Below are 25,725 nucleotides of genomic sequence, written 5' to 3'. Positions count from 1 at the left end.
ACGAACGCGTTGTGGGCGGAGTCGGCGACATAGGTCCAGGCTGCTTTAGGGTCGTTGGAGAACTGGGCGTAGCTGGCGGCGGTGATGGTCTGTGCGGGGAAGGGCGGCAGGTGGGTATTGGCGACGGTGGTCAGGCTGCCGCTGGTGGTCAGCGGGGCATTGGTCTCGGTCAGGTTGACGATGTCGGCGGACAACACCGCGGCGTCGTTGGTCCCGAGGATATGCACGGTGACCGAGGTGACGGTGCCATCGGCGCTGCTCACCGCGAAGGTGTCGGTGTAAGTGGTGCCGGCGACGAACTCGTTGTGGGCGCTATCGGCGACATAAGTCCAGGCGCCGTTAGTGCCGATGGAGAATTGGCCGTAGCTGCCGGCGGTGTTGGTCTGGGTGACGAAGGTTGCGGCGCTGTCGATATCGCTGACGGTCAGCGTGCCGCTGGTGGTCAGCGGAGCATTGGTTTCGGTCAGCGTGACGTTGGCCGAGGACAGCACGGCCGCGTCGTTAGTGCCAGTGACGGTGACAGTCACCAGCTGAGTGTCTACGCCGCCGAGGCCATCGCTGACCTGCACGCTGAACACTTCATCGTGACTTTCGCCAGCCCCCAGCGACTGCACCGCACTGGCGACACCGTCGGTGCCATTGGCCAGGGTGTAAGTCCATTTGCCGGTGCTGTCCACCGCGATCGAACCGTAGATGCCGGTATTCGTACCGGCAATGCTCCAGGTGGCCGTCGCAGCGTGATCGATATCGGCCGAACTGAACTGGCCGCTGACGCTGAGTGTGGTGTCTTCCTTCACCGCGCCAGCATCGTTGCCCGTCACGAAGCTGAGTACCGGCGCATCGTTAGTGCCGGTCACGGTGACGGTCACCGACTGAGTGTCCACGCCGCCGAGGCCATCGCTGACCTGCACGCTGAACACTTCATCGTGACTTTCGCCAGCCCCCAGCGACTGCACCGCACTGGCGACACCGTCGGTGCCATTGGCCAGGGTGTAAGTCCATTGGCCGGTGCTGTCCACCGCGATCGAACCGTAGATGCCGGTATTCGTACCGGCGATGCTCCAAGTGGCCGTAGCAGCGTGATCGATGTCAGCCGAGCTGAACTGGCCACTGACGCTGAGCGCGGTGTCTTCCTGTACCGCGCCGGCATCGTTGCCCGTCACGAAGCTGAGCACGGGCGCATCGTTAGTGCCGCTGACGGTGACGGTCACCGACTGAGTGTCAACGCCGCCGAGGCCATCGCTGACCTGCACGCTGAACACTTCATCGTGACTTTCGCCAGCCCCCAGCGACTGCACCGCACTGGCGACACCGTCGGTGCCATTGGCCAGGGTGTAAGTCCATTTGCCGGTGCTGTCCACCGCGATCGAACCGTAGATGCCGGTATTCGTACCGGCGATGCTCCAAGTGGCCGTCGCAGCGTGATCGATATCGGCCGAGCTGAACTGGCCGCTCACGCTGAGCGTGGTGTCTTCCTGCACCGCGCCGGCATCGTTGCCTGTTGCGAAGCTGAGCACCGGCGCATCGTTAGTGCCGGTAATAGTGATGGTCACCGTTTGTGTCGCCGAGGCAGCGTTAGCCGCGCCGCTGTCGTCGGTAGCGACCACTGCGTACGAGAAGGTGATGGTTTCACTCGCACCGAGGAAGTCGAGGTTCTGATTGCTGCTGTAGTCCCAGCTGTTCTGGTCGACCGAGAAACCAGCCACCAGTGCCGAGGCCACGGTCGCATTGAGCACGCCGCCGCTCCAGGCGATGTCGCCGTTGGCGGTCTGCGACACGGTCACCGTGTCGGTACTGTCCAGATCGGCAAAGCTCAGTGCGCCGCTGTCGCTCAGGGTTGCAGTGCCATTGCCTTCGTTCATCGCGCCGATGGTGTCGGTAATTGTTAGCGTCGGCTGATCGTTGGTACCAGTAATCGTGATAGTCACGGTCTGCACCGAGCCGTCGCCAATCGCCACGTTATAGGTTTGCGTGACGATCTGGCCTTCGCCGAGGAACTGCAACGCGGAGTTGTTCACCGCAAAGTTCCAACCCAGCGAACCGCTGCCCGTACCGGTGCTGTCGCTCAGTGGATTAGTGGTAAAGCTGCCCAGATAGCCGGAAGCACCCGGCGTGACGGTGACGCTGTGAGTGTCGATCAGGTCGACGTCGGTGAAGGTGATGCTGCCGCTGGCCGCGTAGTCGCCGCTGTCTTCCCCGGCATCGCCGGCCTGCACGCCGCTGGTGATCTGTACCTGATCGTTGGTACCGGTGATGGTGATCGTCACATTCTGCGTGGTCGATGAGCCATGCCCATCATTGATGGTAACCACATAGGTTTCAGTAACAGTCTGCCCCTGGGCCAGGTATTGGGCTGCCGCATTATCCAGGGTGTAAGTCCAGTTAACGGTGCCGTCGGCTGCGTTGGCCGCTTCAGTCACGGGTGCAAGGGCGAAGTTGCCCAGCGCGGTGGCATTGCCTCCCGCAGCGACGAACGAGGCTGTATGCGTGTCGCTCAGATCCACATCGCTGAAGGCAATAGTGCCCGACGCACTCAGCGAGTCGCTCGTGCTCGGTGTCGTGCTTGCATCTTCGGTTACCGTGCCAGCCTGAACGCCAATGCTCATCGTCACACTGTCATTCATACCAGCAAACTGCACCTGAGCAGTGGCCCAACTGAGCGTGCCGTTGCCGAGACGAATCGCATAAGTAAAGCTGTCCGTCAGGGACCCTCCAGCAGCAAGCGACTGAAGTTGTGCCTTGAAAGTCGTCGACAACGTAGCGGCGTCGTAGCCGACCTTGCCATCCGACGTAATCCAGATCTTTGCACCATTGAAACTGGTGTCAGTACTCGTCGCCTCAATTCTGCCCGTGTCCTGGATCAGAAGATCGGCCGGTGCATAAACCTTGGTGGCAGTAGAAAGACTGGTCGCGTCATCGAGTGACCACAGTGTCTTTGCGCTACCGCCAAGATCATTGGACATGACGTCCAGGTACACGACCCCCAGCAGGTCTTCAGTGATGGCCGCGGTGCTCGTGCCAATAACACCGGTAGTGAAAATGTCGTCCTGCGCCTGCGGAGTGTTGGAAAGCGAAGTAACGGTGCCGCCGCTGGAAGTTGTGGTGGTAGCCATGTCTATCTCCCGAAAATGCAGTTTTTTATTTTTAGAATCGCTTGGGATTGCTAACAGGACGAAGTCCCGTTCTTGCACCGCTCAGGTTGTTCAGGAGCGGTACGAGGCGGCCGCCGGACATCGTCGGCCAGCTGACGGGACAAGCGCTGCCGGCAGAGGCGCGCGGGTATTGCGGGGGTGGAAAAGTTCGCCGCGCTTGAGCCGCGGATCGCAGGACAAGTCGGGCGAACGTGGACGCCAGCCTGGGGCTGCGCTGCGCATGGCACGCAATAGACTGAGAGTACCCATGTGGAAGGGACTCCTGGAGAAAGGCTGGATGAGGCCGTGTTTTGGGGTTACACCGACTCAGGGATACGGCCTTTCCTGATATCAGTTTGATGTGTGTTTAGTTGTGGGCTCAGGCTTTGTAAAGGTGTTAACCGAAGGTAACAGTACGATGTGCCAATATTCCGACAGGCGGATGTTTTGGTGTCAATATAATGTCGATTTGTTTTTGGCGAAGAGGGCGGGGAAGGGGCATGGACACTCGACACTGGCGAGGCTCGAATGAGCTGAAACCCAAGTGGGGCATGGTCTGGCTGAATCGTACCGGCCCTGAAACTCCATCAAATCTCAGCATTCAGCTGTTAAAAACGCCCGCCAGAGCCTCTGCTTTGGCGATTTTTTTTATGTCCGAACCACCCGACGACCTACATGGAAAGTCTGTCATTGCTGTGCCTTACTGCTCACTCCACAAGGAGCCCGGCAATGCGACACAGAGGCGCGCAGTTCTGGTTATGGACCGACAACCGGTTACCTCTACACACCCATGAAGAAGTGCTCAGCGATGGGGTACAGGTGGAAGTGCGGGCGCGGGTGAGTCATGCCGGTGTCACCCAGGTGTTCATCGGTATTTACGATGGCCATGGGGTCATGCTGTGTGAGGAGTTTCACGACAGGGATCGCGATGAGCCTTACTGCGCGGCGTTGAAGTGGGGCGCTCAGCGCGCAAGGGATATTGTGGCGCAGACGCAGGGGTTCGTAGCACCGCATCGGGTGCAGTTGGCGCTAGGCCCGGTCATCACCGATGAGTCAGTACTGGCGCTGCGGCGGATGGAAATGAGCGAACATGAGCGTTTCAAGCTCTGCTGCGAAGACGCATGGTCGGAGTACCTGGCCGCCAAAGCGGCCATGCTGAACCTCATGCGCGCGCCCAAGGTCGATCCCAAGATATGGGCGGATCACAAGGAGCGACTCAAACAGGCGATCGACCGGCGCGTCTATGTGCAACGCACCTATTTACACTGAGTCATTGCCGGCCCCCCAGGGCTGGCGCAAGGTCTCGATGGTGGTGATCAGGTCATCGTAGGAAACCGGTTTCCCAATGTGCTGGTTAAAGCCCGATTGGCGGGCCTTTTTAATGTCGCTGCTGGAGCCATAGCCGGTCAGGGCAATGGCTGGCACATCCTTGGCGAGCGGCAATTGACGCAGTGCATTCATCAGCTCATGGCCGTTCATGACCGGCATGCCCAGATCCGAAATGATCAGGTCAAAGCGGGTGCTGGTCGCCGCGTCTAGAGCATCTTTCGGACGATCGAAGGCAATGACTTCGGCGTCTTCCATTTCCAGCAGCATTTTCAAGGTTTCCAGCACCTCGGCAGAGTCGTCGACCAACAAAATCGTCAAGCCGCTCAGTCGTCCTGACGTCTCATCGATCTGGGGCGCGGTTTGAGTTTCACCTTCGACGTTGGCCAGCGGCAAGTAAACGCTGAAGGTACAGCCAGCCCCGACGCCCGGTGAACTCACTTCAACCGTACCCCGTTGTGCTTCTGTCAATTGACGGACCAGTGACAAACCAATGCCCAGCCCTTCACGTTGGTGGTTGGCGTGTTGTGTCTCAGCCTGTCCGAACAGGTCGAATACGTGTTCCAGGTTCTCGGCCGCAATGCCGATGCCGTTGTCTTTGACGTCGAGCCGCGCCATGTTCCCGGCCTTGCTCGCGATCAATTGCACGTGGCCATTGGGCGGGGTGAATTTCAGTGCGTTGTTCACCAGGTTCCAGATGATCTGCTCCAGGCGCGTCGGATCGGCGTGGACCATCAAGGGTTGTGATGGTACTTGCAGTTCGACGGTAGTGCTGTGGCGATCATTGATGACAACCGTGTGGATATCGCGCAGCACATTGGCCAGATCCACGGCAATCGGTTTCAGCTTGAGCTTGCCGGTACGCACACGAGCAACGTCCAGCAGGTCATCGATGATCCGTGCCTGACTGCTGACGGCATCGCAAATGGTGCTGACGGCTTTGGCGGCCGGCGCCACCGACTTGGTCACCGGCAAGCGACGCAGCAGTTCGGCGTTGAGCTGGATCAGGTTCAGTGGATGCTTGAGTTCGTGGGACATGACCGCGAAGAACTCATCCTTGAGGTAATTGGTGTTCAGCGTCTCGGCCAGTTGTTGGCTTTGTTCTTCATGCTGGCGTTTGTGACCGGTCAGGTCGCGGGCGATTTTCACGTAGCCCTGAAGGTGATCACCGTTGAGCAGGGTCACTTCGCCGCTGCAATAGAAGCGGCTGCCGTCTTTGCGCAAGTGCCAGCGTTCATCTTCGGAGCGACCATGGGTGCGAGCCCCCAGCAGCTCGGTCTCGGGCACGCCAGAGGCGCGGTCTTCGGCGGAAAAAATGAAGTCGTAGTAAGCGCCTTCGGCCTCGGTCTTGCTGTAGCCGAAGATCAGCTCGGCGCCTTTGTTCCAGGTGGTGATCACGCCCTGTTCATCGAGGGTGATGATCGCGTAGTCGCGGGTACTTTCGGCCACCAGACGCATGCGTTCTTCGCCCAGGCGCAGTTCTTCTTCGGCCGCGCGGCGTTTGGTGATATCGATGAAGGTCAGCACGGTGCCGTCGATATGGTCTTCGCTGGAGCGGTAGGGCAGCAGGCGGGCGATGTACCAGCGCTTGTCGGTGCTGCTGACTTCGCGTTCGATCATGTTCAATGATTCGAATACCTGTGCGGCGTCACCCGCCAGATCGTCGTAGTCCAGGCGATGCGTGATGTCGAGCAGGGAGCGGCCGGTATCCATCGGCAACATGCTGAAAATATCGGTGGCGCGCGGGGTGAACCATTTGATCCGCATACTGCGGTCGACAAAGACTGTGGCGATGTCGGTAGAGGCGATCAGGTTGGTCAGGTAGTCGTTGATCTTGTCGGTTTCTTCAACTTTGGTTTTCAGCTCGTAGTTGACCGTCAGCAACTCTTCGTTGATCGATTGCAGCTCTTCCTTGCTGGTTTCCAGCTCTTCGGTGGCCGAGCGCAATTCTTCGTTGATCGCCTGCATTTCTTCGTTGGAAGCTTTCAGTTCTTCGCTGGAAATTTCCGATTGTTCAATGGTGTCTTGCAAATGCAGCTTGGTGCGCTGCAGTTCACGCTCCAGGTTAGACAGTACCTGGCTCTCGGTTTGCAACAGGGTCGTGGCCGTCTGCGAAGGATCGACTTCGACTTCCTCGAAAATCACCAGGACGAACTCGCCGTCCGACTCTTCGTCCTTGTAGGGCTGCACTTCCAGGCTGACCTTGTAACGTCGGTCTTCGCGCTTGAGCGGCACCTCGCGGGATTTGACGGCCATGCCGCTCTGCTGGGCCTGGAACAGCGTGGTGCGGATTTCCAGGCGCAGCTCCGGAAGGATCAGCGTCAGCAGGTTGCGTGACAGTTCACCGCCCACATGCCGCAGGAAACGCCCGGCACTTTCACTCATGTGCAAGATGTCGGCGTTGGCATCGACGATCATGCTCGGCGGGCCGGAACGTTCGAGGGCGCGCTGATGGATGTCGGCGAAGGACAGCTTGCGCTGCACGGCGTGTTGCGGTTCCTGCCGGGAAACGTTGGTGCGCACATAACCACCGCGCGGCACGGTGGGCGTGCGTCGGCTATTGGCGGTGCCGGTTTTGGCGCGGAAGATCCGGTTGCGTTTGTCCACCGGCGTGAACAGCTCATGACAAGCTTCGGCGCTTTCGGAAGACCCCAGGAACAGGAAGCCGCCGGGCCGCAATGCAAAGTGGAACATCTGAAGGATTTCGCGTTGAACTTCGCGATCCAGATAGATCAACAAGTTGCGGCAAACGATCAGGTCGATTTGCGAAAAAGGCGGATCGGACAGCAGGCTGTGTTTGGCGAACAGCACCTTCTCGCGGATTTCCTTGCGAATCCGGTAGTGATCATCGTCCTTGACGAAATAGTTGCGCAGCCGTGTTGGCGGCACATCCGTGACAATGGCTTGCGTGTACACACCGGCCCGACCAACACTGATGGCGCGTTCGTCGATGTCGGTGGCGAAAACTTGCAGCGAGGCCTGGCTGGCTTCCTGTTGCAGTTGATCGTTGACCAGCATCGCCAGGCTATAGGCTTCTTCGCCGGTCGAACAACCAGCCGACCAGACCCGAATTTCTTCTTTCTCAGGCTGCGCTGACACCGCGGCGCTGACCAGTTGCGGTATGACATCGCGCTCCAGCGCTTCGAAGGCTTCGCGATCACGGAAGAAGTTGGTCACACCGATCAGCATATCCCCCAGCAGCGCTTTGGTTTCTTCGGGGTTGCTTTGCAGGTGGCGGTAATAAGCCCCCAGGTCTGGCTGGCCAGTGACCTGCATCCGGCGCTCGATCCGGCGCAATACCGTCGCGCGTTTATAGTGCTTGAAGTCATGGCCGGTGCCGGTGCGCAATTGGATCAGGATGTCGTGCAGCATTTGTTCGGCGAGCGCTGCGTCGCGCTCGGACACCGAAGCGAAGGATTGAAGTTCCGGATCGTTGGCGGCGGGCAAGGTGATTTCCCGGGAGTTGTGCCACAGGTCCAGCAGCTTTTGCGGCATTTCCACCACGGGCAACACCAGATCGACCATGCCGGTCTCGATGGCCGCTCGGGGCATACCGTCGAACTCGGCGTCTTCCGGCACTTGGGCCAGGGTGATGCCGCCCTGTTCCTTGATGCGCGACAGGCCTACCGCGCCGTCGGAACCAGTGCCCGAGAGCACCAGGCAGAAGGCGCGCTCGCGGTGCACTTGGGCCAGATCGCGGAAGAACAGATCGATCGAGGCGTGGCGTCCCAGCTGAGGATCGTTTTCACCGACTTCAAGGTTGTTCTCATTCATCGTCAACCGCTGCGCCGGTGAGATGACGTACACCCGGTTTTTCTCGATCGGCACGGTTTCGGTGACCTGCAAGACCGGCATCCGGGTCGATTCCTGGATGATCTTGTCAGCGATGCTTTGATGGTCGGGCGACAGATGAAGAATGATCACAAACGCCATGCCGTTGTCGTGAGGCATGTTCTCGAAGAACAACTTAATGGCCTGGAGTCCGCCTGCTGACGCGCCGATGCCTACCACCGGAAAGTCCAGGGTGCTGGGACTCAAGGCCTGTCGCTCGGGAGACGTGGCCGAAGGCTTGGGGGTAGTGGTCATTTCATTCTGCCTTTGCTGGCGATGTAAAACGCTTTGCATGCAAGCGGGTATAAAAAACGCGAGTCATAAAACAGGATAATCCCGTTTTTCAATAACCCCTTCAATTATTTAACGCGCATTTATGGGCCTATATAAGGTTTTGACAAACAAATGCGCAATTGCACTCCCGTCGCTTCAAGGGAACGCGACTACTGGCCGATAACCCGACCAGTCGTTGTCATTTTTACTTCTGGCGGCCGGCAACTGTCGTCACGGGTTTATGCGAAATTGCTTGATAGCCTATGGCCTCCAGCTATCATCTGCGCGCCAAAAAGGCCGCGAAGCTGAGCTCGCCCGTGTGGTTGCCTTTGGGTTGTTCTTCTTAATTGCCTGGAAATCTTCGATGCTGTCGTATCACCAAAAAAGTTTTCTGATCGTCGATGATTTCTCGGATTTCCGCAGTTCCGTCAGGTCCATGCTGCGGGAGCTGGGCGTCAAGGACGTCGACACCGCCGATACCGGTGAACAGGCGCTGCGCATGTGCTCGCAGAAGTCCTACGACTTCATCCTGCAGGACTTCCACCTGGGCGATGGCAAGAAGAACGGTCAGCAGGTACTTGAAGACCTGATGATCGAGAAGCTGATCAGCCATGAAAGTGTGTTTGTCATGGTTACCGCCGAAACCAGCCAGGCCATGGTGCTCAGCGCGCTGGAGCATGAGCCCGATGCTTACCTGACCAAGCCGTTCAACCGTTCCGGCCTGGCCCAGCGCCTGGAGCGCCTGGAGCAGCGCAAGACCTTGCTCAAACCGATCCTGCAAGCCCTTGACCGGGGCAAACCGGTTGAAGTGCTCAATGCCTGCATCGCCCTGTGCAAACAGGACATTCGTTACTCGCCTCTGTGCCTGCGTTACCGCGCCGATGCGTTGCGCGACTTGAACCAGAACGAAGCGCTGGAACGCCTGTACGACAGCATCATTGCTGATCGGCCTTTGCCATGGGCGTTTGCCGGGTTGGGCCAGTTGCTATTCAAGCGAGGCCATGTCAGCCAGGCCAAAGGCATTTACGAGAAGGCTCTGAAAGTCTTCCCGATGATGCCGGCCCTCTACGACGGCATGGCCGATGTGCTGGTTGTCGAAGGCGACACAAAAGCCGCGCAGAGAGTCTTGGAAGAGGCTATTCGCCTGTCGCCGCTGGCGGTGCGCCGGCAAGCGTTGCTGGGCAAGCTGGCGATGGCCAACGAAGATTTTGACACAGCCTCCAGAGCCTATCGTCAGGCAGTGGCGCAAGGGGCGCAGTCGCGTTTCAAGGATGCGGAAAGCAACCTCGGCCTGGCCCACGCCTTGATCAGCAAAGGCAGTGAGAAGGGCCTGGACACCCGGACCCGCCTTGAAATCAACACAACGCTGAGTGCGGTGGCGAAGGAGAATCCTTCCGACCCCGGTTTGCAGATTCGTGCGCGTCTGATGAAGGCCACCAGCCTGTTGCTCAACGATGCCGAAACCGCCGAGAAGCTCACCGAGCAGGCGATGATGCGCCTCGATGGCATGGAGCAGTTCATGAGCGCCGAAGCGGCGCTGCTGGTGGCTAAGCAGCTGCAAATGCTCGGACAGGCGAGTGCCGGCGCTTCGATGCTGAAAAACTGTGCGGAAATCTACGGCGATGATCCGGCCGTGATGAAGGACATCGCCAAGCTGACCGACGACCCGACCATCCTCAGCTCCAGCAACGCGGCCGCCGACCTCAACCGTCAGGGCGTGCGGGTGTACAAGACCGGCAACCTGGTGGAAGCCCGGGATGTATTCCGCAAAGCCCTGGCACTGCAGCCGAAGAACATCAGTATTGCCCTGAACATGGCGCAGTCGTTACTGCATGGCACCGATACCAGCGTGCCGTCGGCCGAACTGCAAGAATGTCGCGCCTGCCTGAAAACCGTCGGCCTGATGCCCGATACCGACGCGCGTTATCCGCGCTACCAGAAACTGAAAATCAAGGCGTTCGGCGAATGATCGACAGCGAACCGTCACTCGACTTTTCCACGGTAATTGCCTCCACCGTGCATGACATGAAGAACTCTCTGGCCATGCTGATGCAGGCGCACAGTCAATGGCTGGCGCATTTGCCTGACCCCGATCGGCACACCCCGGAGCAGGGCGTGATCGACTTCGAGTTCGCCCACCTCAACGGCATGCTGGTGCAGTTGCTGGGGCTGTACAAACTCGGCGTCAACCAGATGCCGTTGCAGCCGGCCTACCATGAGCTGGATGATTTCATCGAGGCACAACTGGCGGCTCATCAAGAAGTATTCGCCAGCCGCGGCATCATCGCGACGTATGAAGTGGACCCGTTGAGCCCGCTGGGTTTCTTCGACCGTGAGCTGATTGCCTCGGTGCTCGCCAACAGCATCAACAACGCGATTCGTTACGCCCGTCATGCCTTGTTGATCAGCGTCAGCGATGAGGCCGGGCAGCTGGTGCTGACCATCAATGATGATGGCGAGGGTTTTCCAGCCGAGATGATCGAGCGTCAGGCCGATTATGTGCAGGGCATCAACCACAGCAGTGGCAGCACCGGCCTGGGCCTGTACTTTGCCGGACGGATTGCCGCGTTGCATCAGCGCAATGGGGTGGACGGACGCACCGAAATCAGCAATGGCGGCCCATTGGGCGGCGGTGTGTTCAGCCTTTACCTTCCCTGAATCCCTAAGTACGCCGTTTCTGACTTGGCATACTCCCTGTAGGAGCTGCCGAAGGCTGCGATCTTTTGATTTTGTTTTTAAAGGCAAGATCAAAAGATCGCAGCCTTCGGCAGCTCCTACACGGACCGTGTTGTCAGGGCAAGATTGCGGGGGGCGTGTCGTTAGGGGCAGGATTGCGCCTTTTTGTTTGACGCTGCTTGATATTCCGAACAGCCGGAGCCTATTTTGTACGAGTCGCCGTTCGCGGCTCGTACAACAACAAGGATTGCGTCATGACAACCGATGGCCATCGTTCACTCGCGCAGCGATTGACGGGCATTGATGAGATTGAATGTGTCACGCCGGACCTGAACGGCGTACCACGCGGCAAGGTGATGACCGCCGAAGGATTTCTTGAAGGGCGGCGTTTGCAGATGGCGCGGGGAGTGCTGCTGCAATGCATCATGGGCGGTTATCCGCCAGCGCGCTTTTACGGCAGTGATGATGGCGACCTGGCGCTGGTGCCTGATCCCGCGCAGATCCACCGCTTGCCCTGGAGCTCGCAGCCTCGGGCGCTGGCCATTTGCGATGCGGACGAGCTGACGGGCGAGAGCTCACCCTTGTCGACCCGTGGCCAACTCAAGGCCGTGATTGCTCGATACGCCGCTCTCGGTCTGGCGCCGGTGGTGGCGACCGAGCTGGAGTTCTTTGTCTTCGCGCCCAACCCAGACCCGACGCAACCCTTCCAGCCACCACTGGGCCTGGACGGTCGTCGCGAGGACGGTCATTCGGCGTTCAGCGTCAGTTCCAATAACGGCTTGCGGCCGTTCTTCAATGAAGTCTACGAATGCATGGCGGCACTGGGCTTGCCGCGCGATACCTTCATGCACGAGATGGGCGTCAGCCAGTTCGAGATCAACCTGCTGCACGGCGATCCGTTGCTGTTGGCCGACCAGACGTTGTTGTTCAAGCATCTGCTCAAGGAAGTGGCGCTCAAGCATGGCCTGACCGTGGTCTGCATGGCCAAGCCGTTGGCGCACACGCCGGGCAGCTCGATGCATATTCACCAGAGCATCGTCGAGATCGGCACCGGGCGTAACGTGTTCAGCGACAAGGCCGGCGAGCCGACCGCGACCTTCCGTCATTTCATCGGTGGTCAGCAGGCCGGTATGGCGGACTTCACCGCGCTGTTTGCGCCGAACGTGAACTCCTATCAGCGGCTGTGCCATCCTTTCGCGTCACCGAATAATGCCTGCTGGTCCCACGATAACCGCGCGGCCGGGCTGCGCATTCCGGCCAGTTCACCGGTCGCTCGTCGGGTCGAAAACCGCTTGCCGGGGGCCGATGCCAATCCGTATCTGGCGATCGCCGCGAGCCTGGCCGCGGGGTTGTATGGCATCGAAAACAAACTGGAGCCGAGCGAGCCGATTCAGGGTGAGTTCGTTGTGCCGGATAATCTTTCGTTGCCGTGTACCTTGCATGCCGCTCTTGAACGTCTGAAACGTAGCCAATTGGCGAAGGAACTGTTCGGCAAGGAGTTCATCGAAGGCTACATCGCTTCGAAGACCATGGAGTTGACCAGCTTCTTTGATGAAATTACTCCCTGGGAACGGCGTGTTCTAGCAGCCCAGGCCTGACGACCCGTCGCCGTCGGGCTATCGTTTGTCGATAGTCCGATATTCACTGCAAGGAGCCGCTCGGAACGCCGATGCGCCAAATCTTGAAATCTTTTCGGGGGCTTTATTTTGCCTCGCTGATGATGTTGATCGGCTCGGGTCTGTTAAGTACTTACCTTGCCCTGCGCCTGGCGGCCGATAACGTCGACAGCCTGTGGGTCGGTGCCTTGATGGCCGCCAACTATTTCGGCTTGGTGCTGGGCGGCAAGATCGGCCATCGGCTGATTGCCCGGGTCGGGCATATTCGAGCTTATTCAGCCTGCGCCGGGATTGTCGGCGCGGCAGTGCTGGGCCATGGCTTGGTGGACTGGCTGCCCGCGTGGCTGTTTCTGCGGGTGATCGTCGGCCTGGGCATGATGTGCCAGTACATGGTGATCGAAAGCTGGCTCAATGAGCAGGCTGAAGCCAATAAACGTGGGGTGGTGTTCAGCGGCTACATGATCGCCTCGTACCTGGGGCTGGTGTTGGGTCAACTGATTCTGGTCATGCACCCGGGCCTGGGTCTGGAACTGCTGATGCTGGTCGCACTGTGTTTCGCCCTGTGCCTTGTGCCGGTGGCCCTGACACGGCGGATTCACCCGGCGCCTTTGCACCCGGCACCGATGGAGCCACGGTTCTTCATCAAGCGCGTGCCGCAGTCATTGAGTACGGTGTTGGGGTCGGGTTTGATCGTCGGTTCGTTCTACGGTCTGGCGCCGCTGTATGCCTCGCAGCAAGGATTGTCGACCGAACAGGTCGGTCTGTTCATGGGCAGCTGCATTTTTGCAGGCCTGGTGGTGCAGTGGCCGTTGGGTTGGCTGTCGGACCGCTATGACCGGGCGCTGTTGATCCGCTGCTTCGCGTTCAGCCTGGCGCTGGCTGCATTGCCGCTGGCGATCATGCGGCAGGTGCCGCTGGAGGTGCTGTTCATCGCCGGTTTTTTCTGTTCGTTGGTGCAGTTCTGCCTGTACCCGTTGGCGGTGGCGTTTTCCAACGACCACGTCGAGGGTGATCGCCGGGTATCGCTGACGGCGATGCTGTTGGTGACCTACGGTGTCGGTGCGAGTATCGGACCGTTGGTGGCCGGGGTGTTGATGAAGCTGTTCGGCAGTCAGATGCTCTATGCCTTCTTCAGCTTCTTCGCCTTGGTGCTGGTGTGGCGAATCCGCCCGAAAGCGGTCACCAACCTGCATCAGGTGGACGATGCTCCACTGCATCACGTCGCCATGCCGGACAGTATGTCGAGTTCGCCACTGGTGGCTTGCCTTGACCCGCGAGTCGATGAGCAGGTGGTGCAGGATCAGATGCAGAACCCGGTCAACCCGGAAGCTGATTTGAGTCCGGATGCCGAGCCCGAATCAGCACCTGAAACGGATTCGGAACCCGAAGACCCTGACACGGGTCGCGAGCAAAGTTTTACCGAAGCAAGGCCTTGATCAAGGCATAAAAAAACGGGCAGTCACCGCAAGGGATTGCCCGTTTTTTTATGGGAGTGGCGTATCAGAAGTCGTCTTTATCGAAGCGCCGCGCTTCGCGCTGAAGCTGATAGACGAACCGCTCGACCTGCCGCTGCACCAGGCCGCTCATGTTGTGAAAACGCACGCCGGCAAAGGTGGTGTTGATCTTTTCTTCGAAGTGCAGGTAACGCAGTTCGACCGGTGCCGTCATGCTGCCGAAGGGCAGGGCGGCGGCGAAGCGGTCGTAGACCTGGCCCAGTTGCAGACGGGCGGTGATGTCGCCCTCGAAGCGCAACTTGCAGCCGGTGGCGGAGATGTCCAACAGTTTGCCGCTGATGGGAGCCTTGAGTTTGTCGCCATCCAGGTCAACATTGACCAGTTGCGCCAGCTTCAACGCGGCGCGGAAAGCATTGCGGCGCTGGTGATAAACCACCTCATCGGGCAGCGCGCCACGGTAGCAGCGGCCATCGCCGGATTCATCGATGGTCAGCGGGCCGTTGCTTTCCCAGGCGATGCGCACGCCGTCGTGAAAGCCTTCGACCTTGAACGGTTCGCCGGCCAGCAGAAAGCGTTCGCCATCGCGAGGGATCATTTCGTCCAGAGCGATCATCTTACTGTCACGGTCGACGTCCACCAGATAACTCTGAAAGCGCTGGCTGCGCTCGTGGAACGTGATGATCAGCGGATCATGGCTGTCTTGCAGCTGTCGCAGATTGCCGGAGATTTCCAAGGGCGTGGTGAGCACCTTGGGAGGCTGCGTAGCCTCTTCCGCGCTTAAGGCATTGAACACGGGATATCAATCTCCAGACAAATATGACTACCGGCCATCATTCTGCCAGCATGTTTCGCGTCTTGATAGAGCGTGCTCATGGAAAGGCTCAAGCCTGACTGAGCGGGCGTGGTTTTGCGAGTTTGGAGGTTGAACCACGGGCATCATAGAGCGCTGGCGGCTCGCCGCCGGTGAGGATTTTCAGCTGGTTGGCCGTGGCGGCCTGCTGCACCAGAATCGACTGGCCATTGTTAACGTTGGTGGCCTGGCACTGGGTCAGGAGGTCGGTCAGCACGTCGCTCTGTGCCAGCAATTGGTCGCCAATGCTCGAATGGCTGGCAAGTTGCTCAAGGCCCTGGCGATTGGTCGGCAGGTTGAGGCTGGCGAGGATTTCACTGCGCTTGCGGCCATGCTGCTCGAGCAAAATGATCATTGCCTGTTTCTGCGCCAGAATGTCTTCGAGCAGTGGCATGTCGCGACCGTGCAGTGCGAGGGACTCGGTTTGCAGCAGCTCCAGCAGGTGTTGCGCCGGGGCAAAGTCGTCGATGATCAGTTGCAGTAAATTAGTGTCGTGCATGGCTGGCCTTGGGTTTTAAGCGTCCAAAAGCCTGGCGCCGGCGGTGGCCTAGCGCTGGGCTTCGAAGTTGAGCAGTTTGCTGGCTACACGGTTGCTGTCGACTTTATAGCTGCCATCGGCAATCGCTGCTTTCAACTCGGCCACGCGGGCGTTGTCGACGGCAGGCTGATCGCGCAGCTTGTCAGTGACCTTCTGCAACTGTTGAGCCTCATTGCTGAGGTGTACCGATTCCCCGCTTTTGGTGGTACTGGCCTGTTCGGCCGGGGTATTCAGCGGCGTGGATTGGCCGGCTTCGGCGGTTTCCTTCGCAGCGCTGGTACGTGTACTGCCCGTAAGTGACGAGGAGCTGTTTAAACGACTGAAATCGATGACCATGACAAAAAACCTCTGGGTATTTGGACGCTTGCCATGTTTTCGGCTCTCCCCCGGAAAACTTTAGGCCCATTTATCAATGAGCTTGCATGCGCCAGCGCGTGTCCTGCATGCGGCACAGTTTAGGCAACAGCCGAGTGGCGCGCCATATATTCACGAACACAGAGCCCTGCATGGCCGCTCACATAGAAACTTCCACTTGGCCCGGCGCGGTGACTTGCGCCTTGATGACCCGCTGGGAGTTAAGGTTTTTCACGCGAATCTGTTCGCTCATGCCGCCGTTGGACAGCGCTTCACCCGGCATGCGTACACTGAGCGTACCACTGCGGGCGGTAATCACCACCTGATCGCCCTTGCGAATGACTTCCGCCTGTTCGAGGTGCACCAGGGTAATGACCTGATCGGCGACCATTGGTCGGGTAAGTTTTTGTCCGATCGCCTCATCGACGGAGGTCAGAAAACCCTGATTTATCAGGCTGATATCGCGTTCGCGAAGGGTTACGTCCTGAGGCTCGATAATCCCTGTGCGCTTGAGGGGGCGAGTGGTGGTCACGATGTCGCGAAACAGCCGTACTTGAGCGGGTACGAAGACTGTCCAGGGGGAGGCGCCCTCGCAGCGGACCTTAACCGTGACCCGGCCCAGAGGCCTCGCGGGGCTCTCAAGGGTGGCTGTCAATTCCTTGTCGCACATAGGCATGCGCAGGCGCGGATCGAGCTGGTTGACCTCGATCTCGTAGCGTCCTTGTGTTTGACTCGTGGCCAGATAGTCTTCTACGGTGAATTCAAGAAAGCCCTGAGTGACGCCGATAAGCATGTCAGGCAAGGTAACCGCGTCAGCAAGGGCAGGGCTGCCAGCGTTGAACAGGCAAGCGGCCGACATTGCGCAGAGCAATCTGCGGCAGGTTGATGTCAGGTGTCGGAAAAATGTCGGTTCTGTGTTCATAAGAGTTAAAAAGCAAGCGCCGTGCCGTTTAGTGATGAATGTGCGTCGCAACACACTTAGCGTTGGTGTAGGAGTCTGGGCATGGCTGGTGTAATGGATTCGGTGAACCAGCGCACGCAACTGGTGGGGCAGAATCGCCTTGAGCTGTTGTTGTTCCGTCTTGACGGCCAGCAGCTGTATGGGATCAACGTGTTCAAGGTTCGTGAGGTGCTGCAATGCCCCAAGCTGACCCTGATGCCCAAGTCCAGTCCTGTCGTGTGCGGTGTGGCAAATATCCGGGGGGCGACCATTCCGATCCTTGATCTGGCGATGGCGACCGGTTCCGGAGCGCTGAAAGATCAAAGCAATCCCTTCGTGATCATCACGGAGTACAACACCAAGACCCAGGGTTTCCTGGTTCGGTCGGTGGAACGCATCGTCAACATGAACTGGGAAGAGATTCATCCGCCTCCCAAGGGTACCGGGCGCGATCACTACCTGACGGCTGTGACTCGGGTCGACAATCAGTTAGTCGAAATCATCGACGTCGAGAAGGTGCTGGCGGAAGTGGCACCGACACCGGAAGCGATTTCGGTGGGCGTGGTGGATGTCGAGACTCAGCACAAGGCGTTGTCCTTGCGCGTGCTGACGGTCGATGACTCATCGGTGGCGCGCAAGCAGGTGACCCGTTGCCTGCAAACGGTCGGTGTCGAAGTGGTGGCGTTGAACGACGGCAAGCAAGCGCTGGATTACCTGCGCAAGCTGGTCGACGAGGGCAAGAAGCCGGAAGAAGAGTTCCTGATGATGATTTCCGACATCGAGATGCCGGAAATGGACGGGTACACCTTGACGGCCGAGATCCGCAACGACCCGCGCATGCAAAAGCTTCATATCATCCTGCACACTTCATTGTCGGGTGTATTCAATCAGGCGATGGTCAAGAAGGTCGGCGCCGATGACTTCCTGGCCAAATTCCGTCCTGATGACTTGGCATCCCGGGTGGTCGACCGGATCAAAGCAGCAGATATCAGCTAGGGGCGCTTTGCCCCTGGCGGTCAACACGATTTAAAGAGGCCGCATCATTGTCTACGGGTAATTTGGATTTCGAACAGTTCCGGGTCTTCCTGGAAAAAGCCTGTGGCATTTTGCTCGGTGAAAACAAGCAATACCTGGTCTCGAGCCGTCTCAACAAACTGATGGAACAGCAGGGCATCAAATCGCTGGGTGAGCTGGTTCAGCGCATCCAGACTCAGCCGCGCAGCGGTTTGCGCGAGATGGTGGTGGATGCCATGACTACCAACGAAACCTTGTGGTTTCGTGACACCTATCCGTTTGAAGTCTTGAAGAACAAGGTATTGCCTGAAGCGATCAAGGCAGCCCCCGGCCAGCGCCTGCGGATCTGGTCGGCGGCGTGCTCGTCGGGCCAGGAACCGTATTCGCTGTCGATGTCCATCGATGAGTTCGAGCGGGTCAACATGGGCCAGTTGAAGATGGGTGTGCAGATCGTTGCCACTGACCTGTCCGGCACTATGCTGACCAACTGCAAAACCGGCGAGTACGACAGCCTGGCCATCGGCCGCGGTCTGTCGCCCGAGCGCCTTCAGCGTTACTTCGACCCGAAAGGGCCGGGACGCTGGGCCATCAAGGCGCCGATCAAGAGTCGGGTGGAATTTCGCTCGTTCAACCTGCTGGACAGCTACGCAGCCCTGGGCAAGTTCGACATCGTGTTCTGCCGCAACGTGCTGATCTACTTCTCCGCCGAGGTGAAGAAAGACATCCTGTTGCGCATTCACAGCACGCTGAAGCCGGGCGGTTATCTGTTCCTTGGCGCGTCCGAAGCGCTGAACGGTTTGCCGGATCATTACCAGATGGTCCAATGCAGCCCGGGGATCATTTACAAGGCGAAGTGATTCGTTGACGGCATAAAAAACGGGAGTCCTCAGGGGCTCCCGTTTTTTTATGCCTGTAATTATCTCTCAAAATCACCACAACCCCTGTGGGAGCGGGCTTGCCCGCGATAGCGTCGTATCAGTCGACATCAATGTAATTTGTTACACCGCCATCGCGGGCAAGCCCGGCTCCCACAGGGGTAAGTGTTGTTCTTCCGACTGCGATAAGCGGCAGAAAAGCGGCAGGCGGCGGAAATCGGTTGCCGCTTTTCTGGCATTGCCGCCTTGCCACCGCGCGCAAAGCCCCGGTTTACGGGCTTTTTTGAATTGGCACGGCGCTTGCTATGTCCATCGTACGAAAAATCAGGTCACCCGAAGGTTTCCCGACATGAGCATCAGCTTCGATAAAGCGCTCGGTATCCACGAACAAGCCCTGGGCTTCCGCGCTCAGCGTGCCGAAGTCCTGGCCAACAACATCACCAACGCCGACACCCCGAACTACAAGGCTCGGGATCTGGACTTCTCGAAAGTGCTCGCCGAGCAGAACGAGAAAACCAAAAACGGCAAGTTCGCCTTGAACATGACCAACAGCCGTCACATCGAAGCTGAAGGCCTGGGCAATGGCGGCGAGTCGCTGATGTATCGCACGCCGATGCAACCGTCGATCGACCAGAACACCGTGGACGCCCAGCTTGAACAATCAGCGTACGCGGAAAACGCGGTCAACTTCCAGGCCAGCTTCACCCTGCTCAACAGTAAATTCAAAGGGCTGGTATCAGCCCTGCGCGGAGAGTAATCCATGTCTCTATCCAGTGTTTTCAACATTGCCGGTAGCGGCATGAGTGCCCAGACCACTCGCTTGAACACCGTCGCCAGTAACATCGCCAACGCCGAGACCGTTTCGTCGAGCATCGACCAGACCTACCGTGCCCGCCACCCGGTATTCGCCACCATGTTCCAGGGCGGCCAGAGCGGCGGCAGCGATTCGCTGTTCCAGAACCAGGACGCTGCCGGTCAAGGCGTGCAAGTACTGGGCGTGGTCGAAGACCAGAGCAACCTTGAAGCGCGCTACGAGCCGAACCATCCGGCTGCCGATGGCAAGGGCTACGTCTACTACCCGAACGTCAACGTCGTCGAAGAAATGGCCGACATGATTTCCGCGAGCCGTTCGTTCCAGACCAACGCCGAAATGATGAACACCGCCAAAACCATGATGCAGAAGGTCCTGACCCTCGGTCAGTGATAAGGGGCGATTCACATGAGCGTTATCAGTGATGTACTGGCCAACTCTTCGGTCACGACCACTACCTCTACTGCCACCGGCAGCCTGACCTCGGCCGCTACCGGCGGCAAGGAACTGGGCAAGGATGCGTTCCTGCAACTGCTGGTGACTCAGCTGAAAAACCAGAACCCGCTCGATCCTCAGGACAACAGCGAGTTCGTGGCCCAGCTGGCGCAGTTCAGTAGCCTGGAAGGTATCACCACGCTGAACGACACGGTCAGCGGTCTTGCCAGCAGCTACAGCTCCTCTCAAGCCTTGCAGGCTTCTTCGCTGGTGGGCCGTTCGGTCATCGCGCAGACCGACAAAGCCGTGGTCGACACCTCCAAGAGTCTCAACGGTACCGTCGTGGTGCCAACCTCGGTTCCCGCCGCCACCGTCAAGATCACCAACTCGGAAGGCAAGACCATCCGTACGCTCGAGCTGGGCAGTCAAAGTGCCGGTAACGCCAGTTTCATTTGGGACGGCAAGGACGATGCGGGCGCGGTGGCACCTGCGGGTACTTACACCTTCGGCGCAACGGCCACCATCGACAGCAAGGCGACATCGCTGATTACTTATCTGCCAGCGACCGTTAACAGCGTGACCATCAGCCAGACCGGCGGTGAGTTGATGCTGAACCTGGCAGGCATGGGCAGCGTTGCCCTGTCCAAAGTACAAACCATTGGTATATAGAGCCGACTAACACGGCACAAAGGAGTGGAATATGTCTTTCAGTATCGGCCTTAGCGGTCTCTATGCAGCCAACAAACAACTGGACGTGACCGGCAACAACATCGCCAACGTCGCCACCACCGGTTTCAAATCGTCCCGTGCAGAATTCGAAGACGTGTACTCGGCCACTCGCCTGGGTACCGGCAGCAAGACCATCGGTAACGGCGTGCGTCTGGCCAACGTTTCCCAGCAGTTCAGCCAGGGTGACGTGAACAACACCGGCAACGTGCTGGACATGGGCATCCAGGGCACTGGCTTCTTCATCCTTAGCGACAACGGTTCCCTGAGCTATACCCGAGCCGGTGCGTTCAAGACCGACGCTGAAAACTTTGTAGTCGATAACAACGGTAACCGTTTGCAGGGTTATGGCGTCGATGCCAACGGCAAGATCGTCAACGGTGTGTTGACTGACTTGAAGATCGATACTACGGCCCTCAAGCCGAACCCAACCACCAAAGTCGATCAGACATTGAACCTGAACTCGTCCGAGGTTTTGCCGACTGTGGCCGTGTTCAGCCCGACCGATACCAACAGCTATAACAAGACCATCTCTACCAAGGTCTATGACAGTCAGGGTAACGAGCACACCATGGATCAGTACTACGTGAAAACGGGTACTAACGCCTGGCGTGTCCACACCTACATGGATGGTCGTTCCCCGGCCAACCCCGCTACCACGCCACCCGTGGCGATCACCGCCAACATCACTTTCAACTCCGACGGCAGCATCAATACGCTGACGGCGGGTGCTGGCTGGACCCAGACTGGCAACACCTTGACCATGACTGGTTGGGTCCCGGGTACTGTAACCAACGCCGCGACGATTCCGCCGACTTGGGGGGCGAATGGTTCCACGGCGGCGGCAGGCGGTATCGCGTTCAACATGGCGCTGACTACTTCTTACAACTCGCCAACCGCCCGTACCGCCCAATACCAGGACGGCTACGCCACTGGCCAGATCTCCAGCCTGAGCATCGACGCCACCGGCGTCATGACCGCCAACTTCAGCAACCAGCAAACCAAGGCCATTGGCCAGGTTGCAGTGGCCAGCTTCGCCAACGAGCAAGGCTTGCAGCCAATCGGCGGCACACGCTGGAAAGAAACCTTCGCCTCGGGCGTGTCGGGTGTCGATGCGCCGACCACCGGCACCCTGGGTTCGGTCGTGTCCAACTCCCTGGAAGAGTCCAACGTCAACCTGACCAACGAATTGGTCGAGCTGATCAAGGCTCAGAGCAACTACCAGGCAAACGCCAAGACCATCTCCACCCAGAGCACCATCATGCAGACCATCATTCAGATGACCTGATGCTGGTTAGCGGGTAGCACTTCACAAAGAGCCCCTCGGAAGAGGGGCTTTTTTGTGGGTGGCAGATAAAGATCAAGATCAAAAGATCGCAGCCTCGCCACGCTCGACAGCTCCTACAGGGATCGCATGTCAATGTAGGAGCTGTCGAGCGTAGCGAGGCTGCGATCTTTTGATTTTAAAGCAGGCAAAAGAAAACCCCCGACCAATCCAGAGGACTGATGGGGGGTTATCGAGGTAAGCGCCTTTCAGCGCTCACCCGCTCAGCTTATTGGCAAGCTTCGCAATCCGGCTCGTCGATGGCGCACGCCTTCGGCACTGGAGCAGGGCCGGCAGGCGCTGCCAGGACCGAATCGTCACCGTGGTTGCCGCCGCTGGAAACAGCGTTCAGCTTACCGGTGTTGATGGTCGACTTCTCGGTGCTGGTCGCGGCCAGGGCACGGAGGTAGTAAGTGGTTTTCAGACCACGGTACCAGGCCATGCGGTAGGTCACGTCCAGCTTCTTGCCCGATGCGCCAGCGATGTACAGATTCAGCGATTGAGCCTGGTCGATCCACTTCTGACGACGGCTTGCCGCGTCAACGATCCACTTGGTGTCCACTTCGAACGCAGTTGCGTAGAGCTCTTTGAGTTCTTGCGGGATGCGCTCGATCTGCTGTACCGAACCGTCGTAGTACTTCAGGTCGTTGATCATGACCGAGTCCCACAGGCCGCGAGCCTTGAGGTCGCGAACCAGGTACGGGTTGATCACGGTGAATTCGCCCGACAGGTTCGATTTCACGTAGAGGTTCTGGTAGGTCGGTTCGATCGACTGCGACACGCCAGTGATGTTGGCGATGGTCGCGGTCGGTGCGATGGCCATGATGTTGGAGTTACGAATGCCTTTCTGCACGCGGGCACGAACCGGTGCCCAGTCCAGGGATTCGTTCAGGTCAACGTCGATGTACTTCTGGCCACGCTGCTCGATCAGGATTTGTTGCGAATCCAGCGGCAGGATGCCTTTGGACCACAGCGAACCCTGGAACGTCTCGTAAGCGCCGCGCTCGTCGGCCAGGTCGCAGGACGCCTGGATCGCGTAGTAGCTGACCGCTTCCATCGACTTGTCGGCGAACTCGACGGCAGCGTCGGAACCGTAAGGGATGTGCTGCAGGTACAAAGCGTCCTGGAAGCCCATGATGCCCAGACCGACCGGACGGTGCTTGAAGTTGGAGTTCTTCGCTTGCGGCACCGAGTAGTAGTTGATGTCGATAACGTTATCGAGCATGCGAACGGCGGTGTTCACGGTGCGTTCCAGCTTGGCGGTGTCCAGCTTGCCGTTGGTGATGTGGTTCGGCAGGTTGATCGAACCCAGGTTGCAAACGGCGATCTCGTCCTTGTTGGTGTTCAAGGTGATCTCGGTGCACAGGTTCGAGCTGTGAACCACGCCCACGTGCTGCTGCGGGCTGCGCAGGTTGCACGGGTCTTTGAAGGTCAGCCATGGGTGGCCGGTTTCAAACAGCATGGACAGCATTTTGCGCCACAGGTCTTTGGCCTGAATGGTCTTGAACAGCTTGATCTTGCCTGGGTACTGGGACAGGGCTTCGTAGTACTCGTAACGCTCTTCGAAAGCCTTGCCGGTCAGGTCGTGCAGATCCGGAACTTCGGATGGCGAGAACAGGGTCCATGGGCCGTCATCGAAGACACGCTTCATGAACAGGTCCGGGATCCAGTTGGCGGTGTTCATGTCGTGGGTACGACGACGGTCATCACCGGTGTTCTTGCGCAGCTCGATGAACTCCTCGATGTCCATGTGCCAGGTTTCCAGGTAGGCACACACAGCGCCTTTGCGCTTGCCACCCTGGTTAACGGCGACGGCGGTGTCGTTCACTACTTTCAGGAACGGTACAACGCCCTGGGATTTGCCGTTGGTGCCCTTGATGTACGAACCCAGTGCGCGAACCGGCGTCCAGTCGTTGCCCAGGCCGCCAGCGAATTTCGACAACATGGCGTTGTCGTGGATCGCGTGGTAGATGCCCGACAGGTCATCCGGCACGGTGGTCAGGTAGCAGCTCGACAGCTGTGGACGCAGGGTACCGGCGTTGAACAAGGTTGGGGTCGAGGACATGTAGTCGAAGGACGACAACAGGTTGTAGAACTCGATCGCACGGTCTTCTTTGTTCTTCTCTTCGATTGCCAGGCCCATGGCCACGCGCATGAAGAAAATCTGCGGCAGTTCGAAGCGGATACCGTCCTTGTGGATGAAGTAACGGTCGTACAGGGTTTGCAGGCCCAGGTACGTGAACTGCTGATCGCGTTCGTGGTTGATTGCCTTGCCGAGTTTTTCCAGGTCGAAAGTCGCCAGAACCGGGTTCAGCAATTCGAATTCGATACCTTTGGCGATGTAGGCCGGCAGCGCCTTGGCGTACAGGTCGACCATTTCGTGGTGGGTCGCGCTCTCGGCGACGCCCAGGAAGTTCAGGCCTTCGGCACGCAGGGTGTCCATCAGCAGGCGGGCGGTCACGAACGAGTAGTTCGGCTCACGCTCGACCAGCGTACGGGCGGTCATTACCAGGGCGGTGTTGACGTCGGTCAGGGCCACGCCGTCGTACAGGTTCTTCAGGGTTTCGCGCTGGATCAGGTCGCCGTCGACTTCTGCCAGGCCTTCGCACGCTTCGGTGACGATGGTGTTCAGACGACCCATGTCCAGAGGTGCAAGGCTGCCATCGGCGCGGGTGATGCGGATCGAAGGGTGAGCCTGTACCGCGTCTTCGGCAGGGGTGCGTACAGCGCGTTCCTTGGAACGAGCGTCGCGGTAGATCACGTAGTCGCGGGCGACTTTCTGCTCGCCGGCACGCATCAGGGCCAGTTCGACCTGGTCCTGGATTTCTTCGATGTGGATGGTGCCGCCCGATGGCATGCGACGCTTGAAGGTCGCGGTGACCTGTTCGGTCAGGCGAGCAACGGTGTCGTGAATGCGCGACGAAGCGGCAGCGGTGCCGCCTTCAACTGCAAGAAACGCTTTGGTGATGGCGACGGTGATTTTGTCATCGGTGTAAGGAACGACAGTCCCGTTACGCTTGATCACGCGCAGTTGACCAGGCGCGGTGGCGGACAGATCCGAATTCGAATCGGCGGCCTGCGGCAAGGTGCCCTGCGGGTTCTCGCGAGTTGTGTCGGTTTGCATGGGGGGTTGTCTCCACATTCTCTATGTTTGTTTGGGCACCATCACGGTGCCCACCGTTCTGTCCTGAAGCACTACAACCGACGTGGCGTCGGGCATAACAACTTCGGGACAGTAGGAAAAAGGCTAATGATGCCGCTTCCTTGCCGAAGTCTTTGGCCGCGAGCCTGGGCTCGAAGCCGGATTCCTTTCTGGGGTGCCAGTTTTGACTGCAACACCCGTACCGTTCTGGCTGTTCTGGCCTGAAAAAACGGTGCCATCCGCACGTGCGGTTTGGGCTTGTAAAATCGTGCTTGGTTCAACCATAAACAGGCAATAAAGCGCTTGAGTTTCTGGTCTGAAATGTGGTTGGGCTTTTAAGCTAAAACCCTACATGTAGGGTTTTTTTAGCGCCGAGGTACAAGATAATGCGTTTTTGAGGGTGTTGCAA

At 58.6% G+C, this 25,725-nt stretch carries 18 protein-coding genes; 11 read left to right on the top strand and 7 right to left on the bottom strand.

Translation table 11 applies throughout. From position 1 onward, the window contains the following. Nucleotides 1-3,113 (bottom strand): VCBS domain-containing protein (locus tag F6R97_RS09305; protein ID WP_315866430.1); only part of this gene is annotated, 3,113 nt, incomplete at its 3' end. A gap of 747 nt (nt 3,114-3,860) precedes the next feature. Between F6R97_RS09305 and F6R97_RS09300 the strand changes: the two genes are divergently transcribed. Further along, nucleotides 3,861-4,400, top strand: coding sequence for a hypothetical protein (locus F6R97_RS09300; RefSeq protein ID WP_038979436.1), 540 nt, complete (start codon nt 3,861-3,863; stop codon nt 4,398-4,400). Here the strand turns inward: F6R97_RS09300 and F6R97_RS09295 are convergent. Beyond that, nucleotides 4,392-8,543, bottom strand: a complete 4,152-nt coding sequence (locus F6R97_RS09295; RefSeq protein ID WP_315866429.1) for a CheR family methyltransferase — start codon at nt 8,541-8,543, stop codon at nt 4,392-4,394. The genes F6R97_RS09300 and F6R97_RS09295 overlap by 9 nt on opposite strands. 382 nt (nt 8,544-8,925) lie before the next feature. Between F6R97_RS09295 and F6R97_RS09290 the strand changes: the two genes are divergently transcribed. From F6R97_RS09290 to F6R97_RS09275, 4 genes are all read left to right on the top strand, one after another. After that, on the top strand, nt 8,926-10,530 hold the full coding sequence (locus tag F6R97_RS09290) for a tetratricopeptide repeat-containing response regulator (protein WP_038979438.1): 1,605 nt from the start codon (nt 8,926-8,928) through the stop codon (nt 10,528-10,530). Then, complete coding sequence (locus F6R97_RS09285) at nt 10,527-11,219, top strand: HAMP domain-containing sensor histidine kinase (RefSeq protein WP_315866428.1); 693 nt, start codon at nt 10,527-10,529, stop codon at nt 11,217-11,219. The genes F6R97_RS09290 and F6R97_RS09285 overlap by 4 nt, the downstream gene beginning before the upstream one ends. Before the next feature lie 374 nt (nt 11,220-11,593). Next, the gene (locus F6R97_RS09280; protein ID WP_173667550.1) at nt 11,594-12,835 is read left to right on the top strand and encodes a glutamine synthetase family protein; all 1,242 of its coding nucleotides are present in this window, start codon (nt 11,594-11,596) and stop codon (nt 12,833-12,835) included. Nucleotides 12,836-12,906: 71 nt separating this feature from the next. Next, the gene (locus tag F6R97_RS09275; RefSeq protein ID WP_050683317.1) at nt 12,907-14,289 is read left to right on the top strand and encodes an MFS transporter; all 1,383 of its coding nucleotides are present in this window, start codon (nt 12,907-12,909) and stop codon (nt 14,287-14,289) included. Nucleotides 14,290-14,353: 64 nt separating this feature from the next. On the opposite strand, the gene F6R97_RS09270 is transcribed toward F6R97_RS09275, so the two are convergent. From F6R97_RS09270 to flgA, 4 genes are all read right to left on the bottom strand, one after another. Further along, a complete protein-coding gene (locus F6R97_RS09270) occupies nt 14,354-15,100 on the bottom strand; it encodes a flagellar brake protein (protein ID WP_315866427.1) in 747 nt (248 codons plus the stop codon). Between the two features lie 88 nt (nt 15,101-15,188). Then, complete coding sequence (locus F6R97_RS09265; RefSeq protein WP_038979443.1) at nt 15,189-15,656, bottom strand: flagella synthesis protein FlgN; 468 nt, start codon at nt 15,654-15,656, stop codon at nt 15,189-15,191. A gap of 48 nt (nt 15,657-15,704) precedes the next feature. Continuing rightward, a complete protein-coding gene (flgM, locus tag F6R97_RS09260; protein ID WP_008071796.1) occupies nt 15,705-16,031 on the bottom strand; it encodes a flagellar biosynthesis anti-sigma factor FlgM in 327 nt (108 codons plus the stop codon). A 178-nt stretch (nt 16,032-16,209) separates the two neighbouring features. After that, nucleotides 16,210-16,971 (bottom strand): flagellar basal body P-ring formation chaperone FlgA, encoded by a 762-nt coding sequence (gene flgA / locus F6R97_RS09255; RefSeq protein ID WP_038979444.1) that lies wholly within the window; start codon nt 16,969-16,971, stop codon nt 16,210-16,212. Nucleotides 16,972-17,052: 81 nt separating this feature from the next. Between flgA and F6R97_RS09250 the strand changes: the two genes are divergently transcribed. From F6R97_RS09250 to flgE, 6 genes are all read left to right on the top strand, one after another. Beyond that, nucleotides 17,053-17,985 carry a chemotaxis protein CheV gene (locus tag F6R97_RS09250; RefSeq protein ID WP_038979445.1) on the top strand — a complete coding sequence of 311 codons (933 nt, stop codon included), beginning with the start codon at nt 17,053-17,055 and terminating at the stop codon, nt 17,983-17,985. A gap of 47 nt (nt 17,986-18,032) precedes the next feature. Next, nucleotides 18,033-18,860 (top strand): protein-glutamate O-methyltransferase CheR, encoded by an 828-nt coding sequence (cheR, locus tag F6R97_RS09245; protein WP_038979446.1) that lies wholly within the window; start codon nt 18,033-18,035, stop codon nt 18,858-18,860. 367 nt (nt 18,861-19,227) lie between these two features. Continuing rightward, nucleotides 19,228-19,635: a flagellar basal body rod protein FlgB gene (flgB, locus tag F6R97_RS09240; protein WP_038979447.1), complete on the top strand. Its 408-nt coding sequence runs from the start codon at nt 19,228-19,230 to the stop codon at nt 19,633-19,635. A 3-nt stretch (nt 19,636-19,638) separates the two neighbouring features. After that, the gene (flgC, locus tag F6R97_RS09235; RefSeq protein WP_007899122.1) at nt 19,639-20,082 is read left to right on the top strand and encodes a flagellar basal body rod protein FlgC; all 444 of its coding nucleotides are present in this window, start codon (nt 19,639-19,641) and stop codon (nt 20,080-20,082) included. 15 nt (nt 20,083-20,097) lie between these two features. Continuing rightward, complete coding sequence (flgD, locus tag F6R97_RS09230; protein ID WP_038979448.1) at nt 20,098-20,793, top strand: flagellar hook assembly protein FlgD; 696 nt, start codon at nt 20,098-20,100, stop codon at nt 20,791-20,793. Nucleotides 20,794-20,824: 31 nt separating this feature from the next. Further along, on the top strand, nt 20,825-22,138 hold the full coding sequence (gene flgE / locus F6R97_RS09225; RefSeq protein WP_038979449.1) for a flagellar hook protein FlgE: 1,314 nt from the start codon (nt 20,825-20,827) through the stop codon (nt 22,136-22,138). Between the two features lie 265 nt (nt 22,139-22,403). Here flgE and F6R97_RS09220 read toward each other — a convergent pair whose 3' ends face one another. After that, on the bottom strand, nt 22,404-25,298 hold the full coding sequence (locus F6R97_RS09220) for a ribonucleoside-diphosphate reductase subunit alpha (protein WP_038979450.1): 2,895 nt from the start codon (nt 25,296-25,298) through the stop codon (nt 22,404-22,406). Between the last annotated feature and the right edge of the window lie 427 nt (nt 25,299-25,725).

The sequence above is a fragment of the Pseudomonas sp. JV414 genome (assembly GCF_032424305.1).
Lineage (GTDB): Bacteria > Pseudomonadota > Gammaproteobacteria > Pseudomonadales > Pseudomonadaceae > Aquipseudomonas > Aquipseudomonas lini.
Note: the sequence above shows the minus strand (reverse complement) of the source record. Positions and strands in the feature narration are given on the sequence as shown.

Excerpts from the sequence above, each read along its gene's own strand:
- flgD (WP_038979448.1), top strand. The coding sequence starts at position 20,098 with ATGAGCGTTATCAGTGATGTACTGGCCAACTCTTCGGTCACGACCACT.
- F6R97_RS09265 (WP_038979443.1), bottom strand. The coding sequence starts at position 15,656 with ATGCACGACACTAATTTACTGCAACTGATCATCGACGACTTTGCCCCG.
- F6R97_RS09285 (WP_315866428.1), top strand. The coding sequence starts at position 10,527 with ATGATCGACAGCGAACCGTCACTCGACTTTTCCACGGTAATTGCCTCC.
- flgC (WP_007899122.1), top strand. The coding sequence starts at position 19,639 with ATGTCTCTATCCAGTGTTTTCAACATTGCCGGTAGCGGCATGAGTGCC.
- F6R97_RS09295 (WP_315866429.1), bottom strand. The coding sequence starts at position 8,543 with ATGACCACTACCCCCAAGCCTTCGGCCACGTCTCCCGAGCGACAGGCC.
- F6R97_RS09220 (WP_038979450.1), bottom strand. The coding sequence starts at position 25,298 with ATGCAAACCGACACAACTCGCGAGAACCCGCAGGGCACCTTGCCGCAG.
- F6R97_RS09250 (WP_038979445.1), top strand. The coding sequence starts at position 17,053 with ATGGCTGGTGTAATGGATTCGGTGAACCAGCGCACGCAACTGGTGGGG.
- flgM (WP_008071796.1), bottom strand. The coding sequence starts at position 16,031 with ATGGTCATCGATTTCAGTCGTTTAAACAGCTCCTCGTCACTTACGGGC.
- F6R97_RS09275 (WP_050683317.1), top strand. The coding sequence starts at position 12,907 with ATGCGCCAAATCTTGAAATCTTTTCGGGGGCTTTATTTTGCCTCGCTG.
- F6R97_RS09280 (WP_173667550.1), top strand. The coding sequence starts at position 11,594 with ATGACCGCCGAAGGATTTCTTGAAGGGCGGCGTTTGCAGATGGCGCGG.
- flgE (WP_038979449.1), top strand. The coding sequence starts at position 20,825 with ATGTCTTTCAGTATCGGCCTTAGCGGTCTCTATGCAGCCAACAAACAA.
- F6R97_RS09290 (WP_038979438.1), top strand. The coding sequence starts at position 8,926 with ATGCTGTCGTATCACCAAAAAAGTTTTCTGATCGTCGATGATTTCTCG.
- F6R97_RS09300 (WP_038979436.1), top strand. The coding sequence starts at position 3,861 with ATGCGACACAGAGGCGCGCAGTTCTGGTTATGGACCGACAACCGGTTA.
- flgA (WP_038979444.1), bottom strand. The coding sequence starts at position 16,971 with ATGAACACAGAACCGACATTTTTCCGACACCTGACATCAACCTGCCGC.
- flgB (WP_038979447.1), top strand. The coding sequence starts at position 19,228 with ATGAGCATCAGCTTCGATAAAGCGCTCGGTATCCACGAACAAGCCCTG.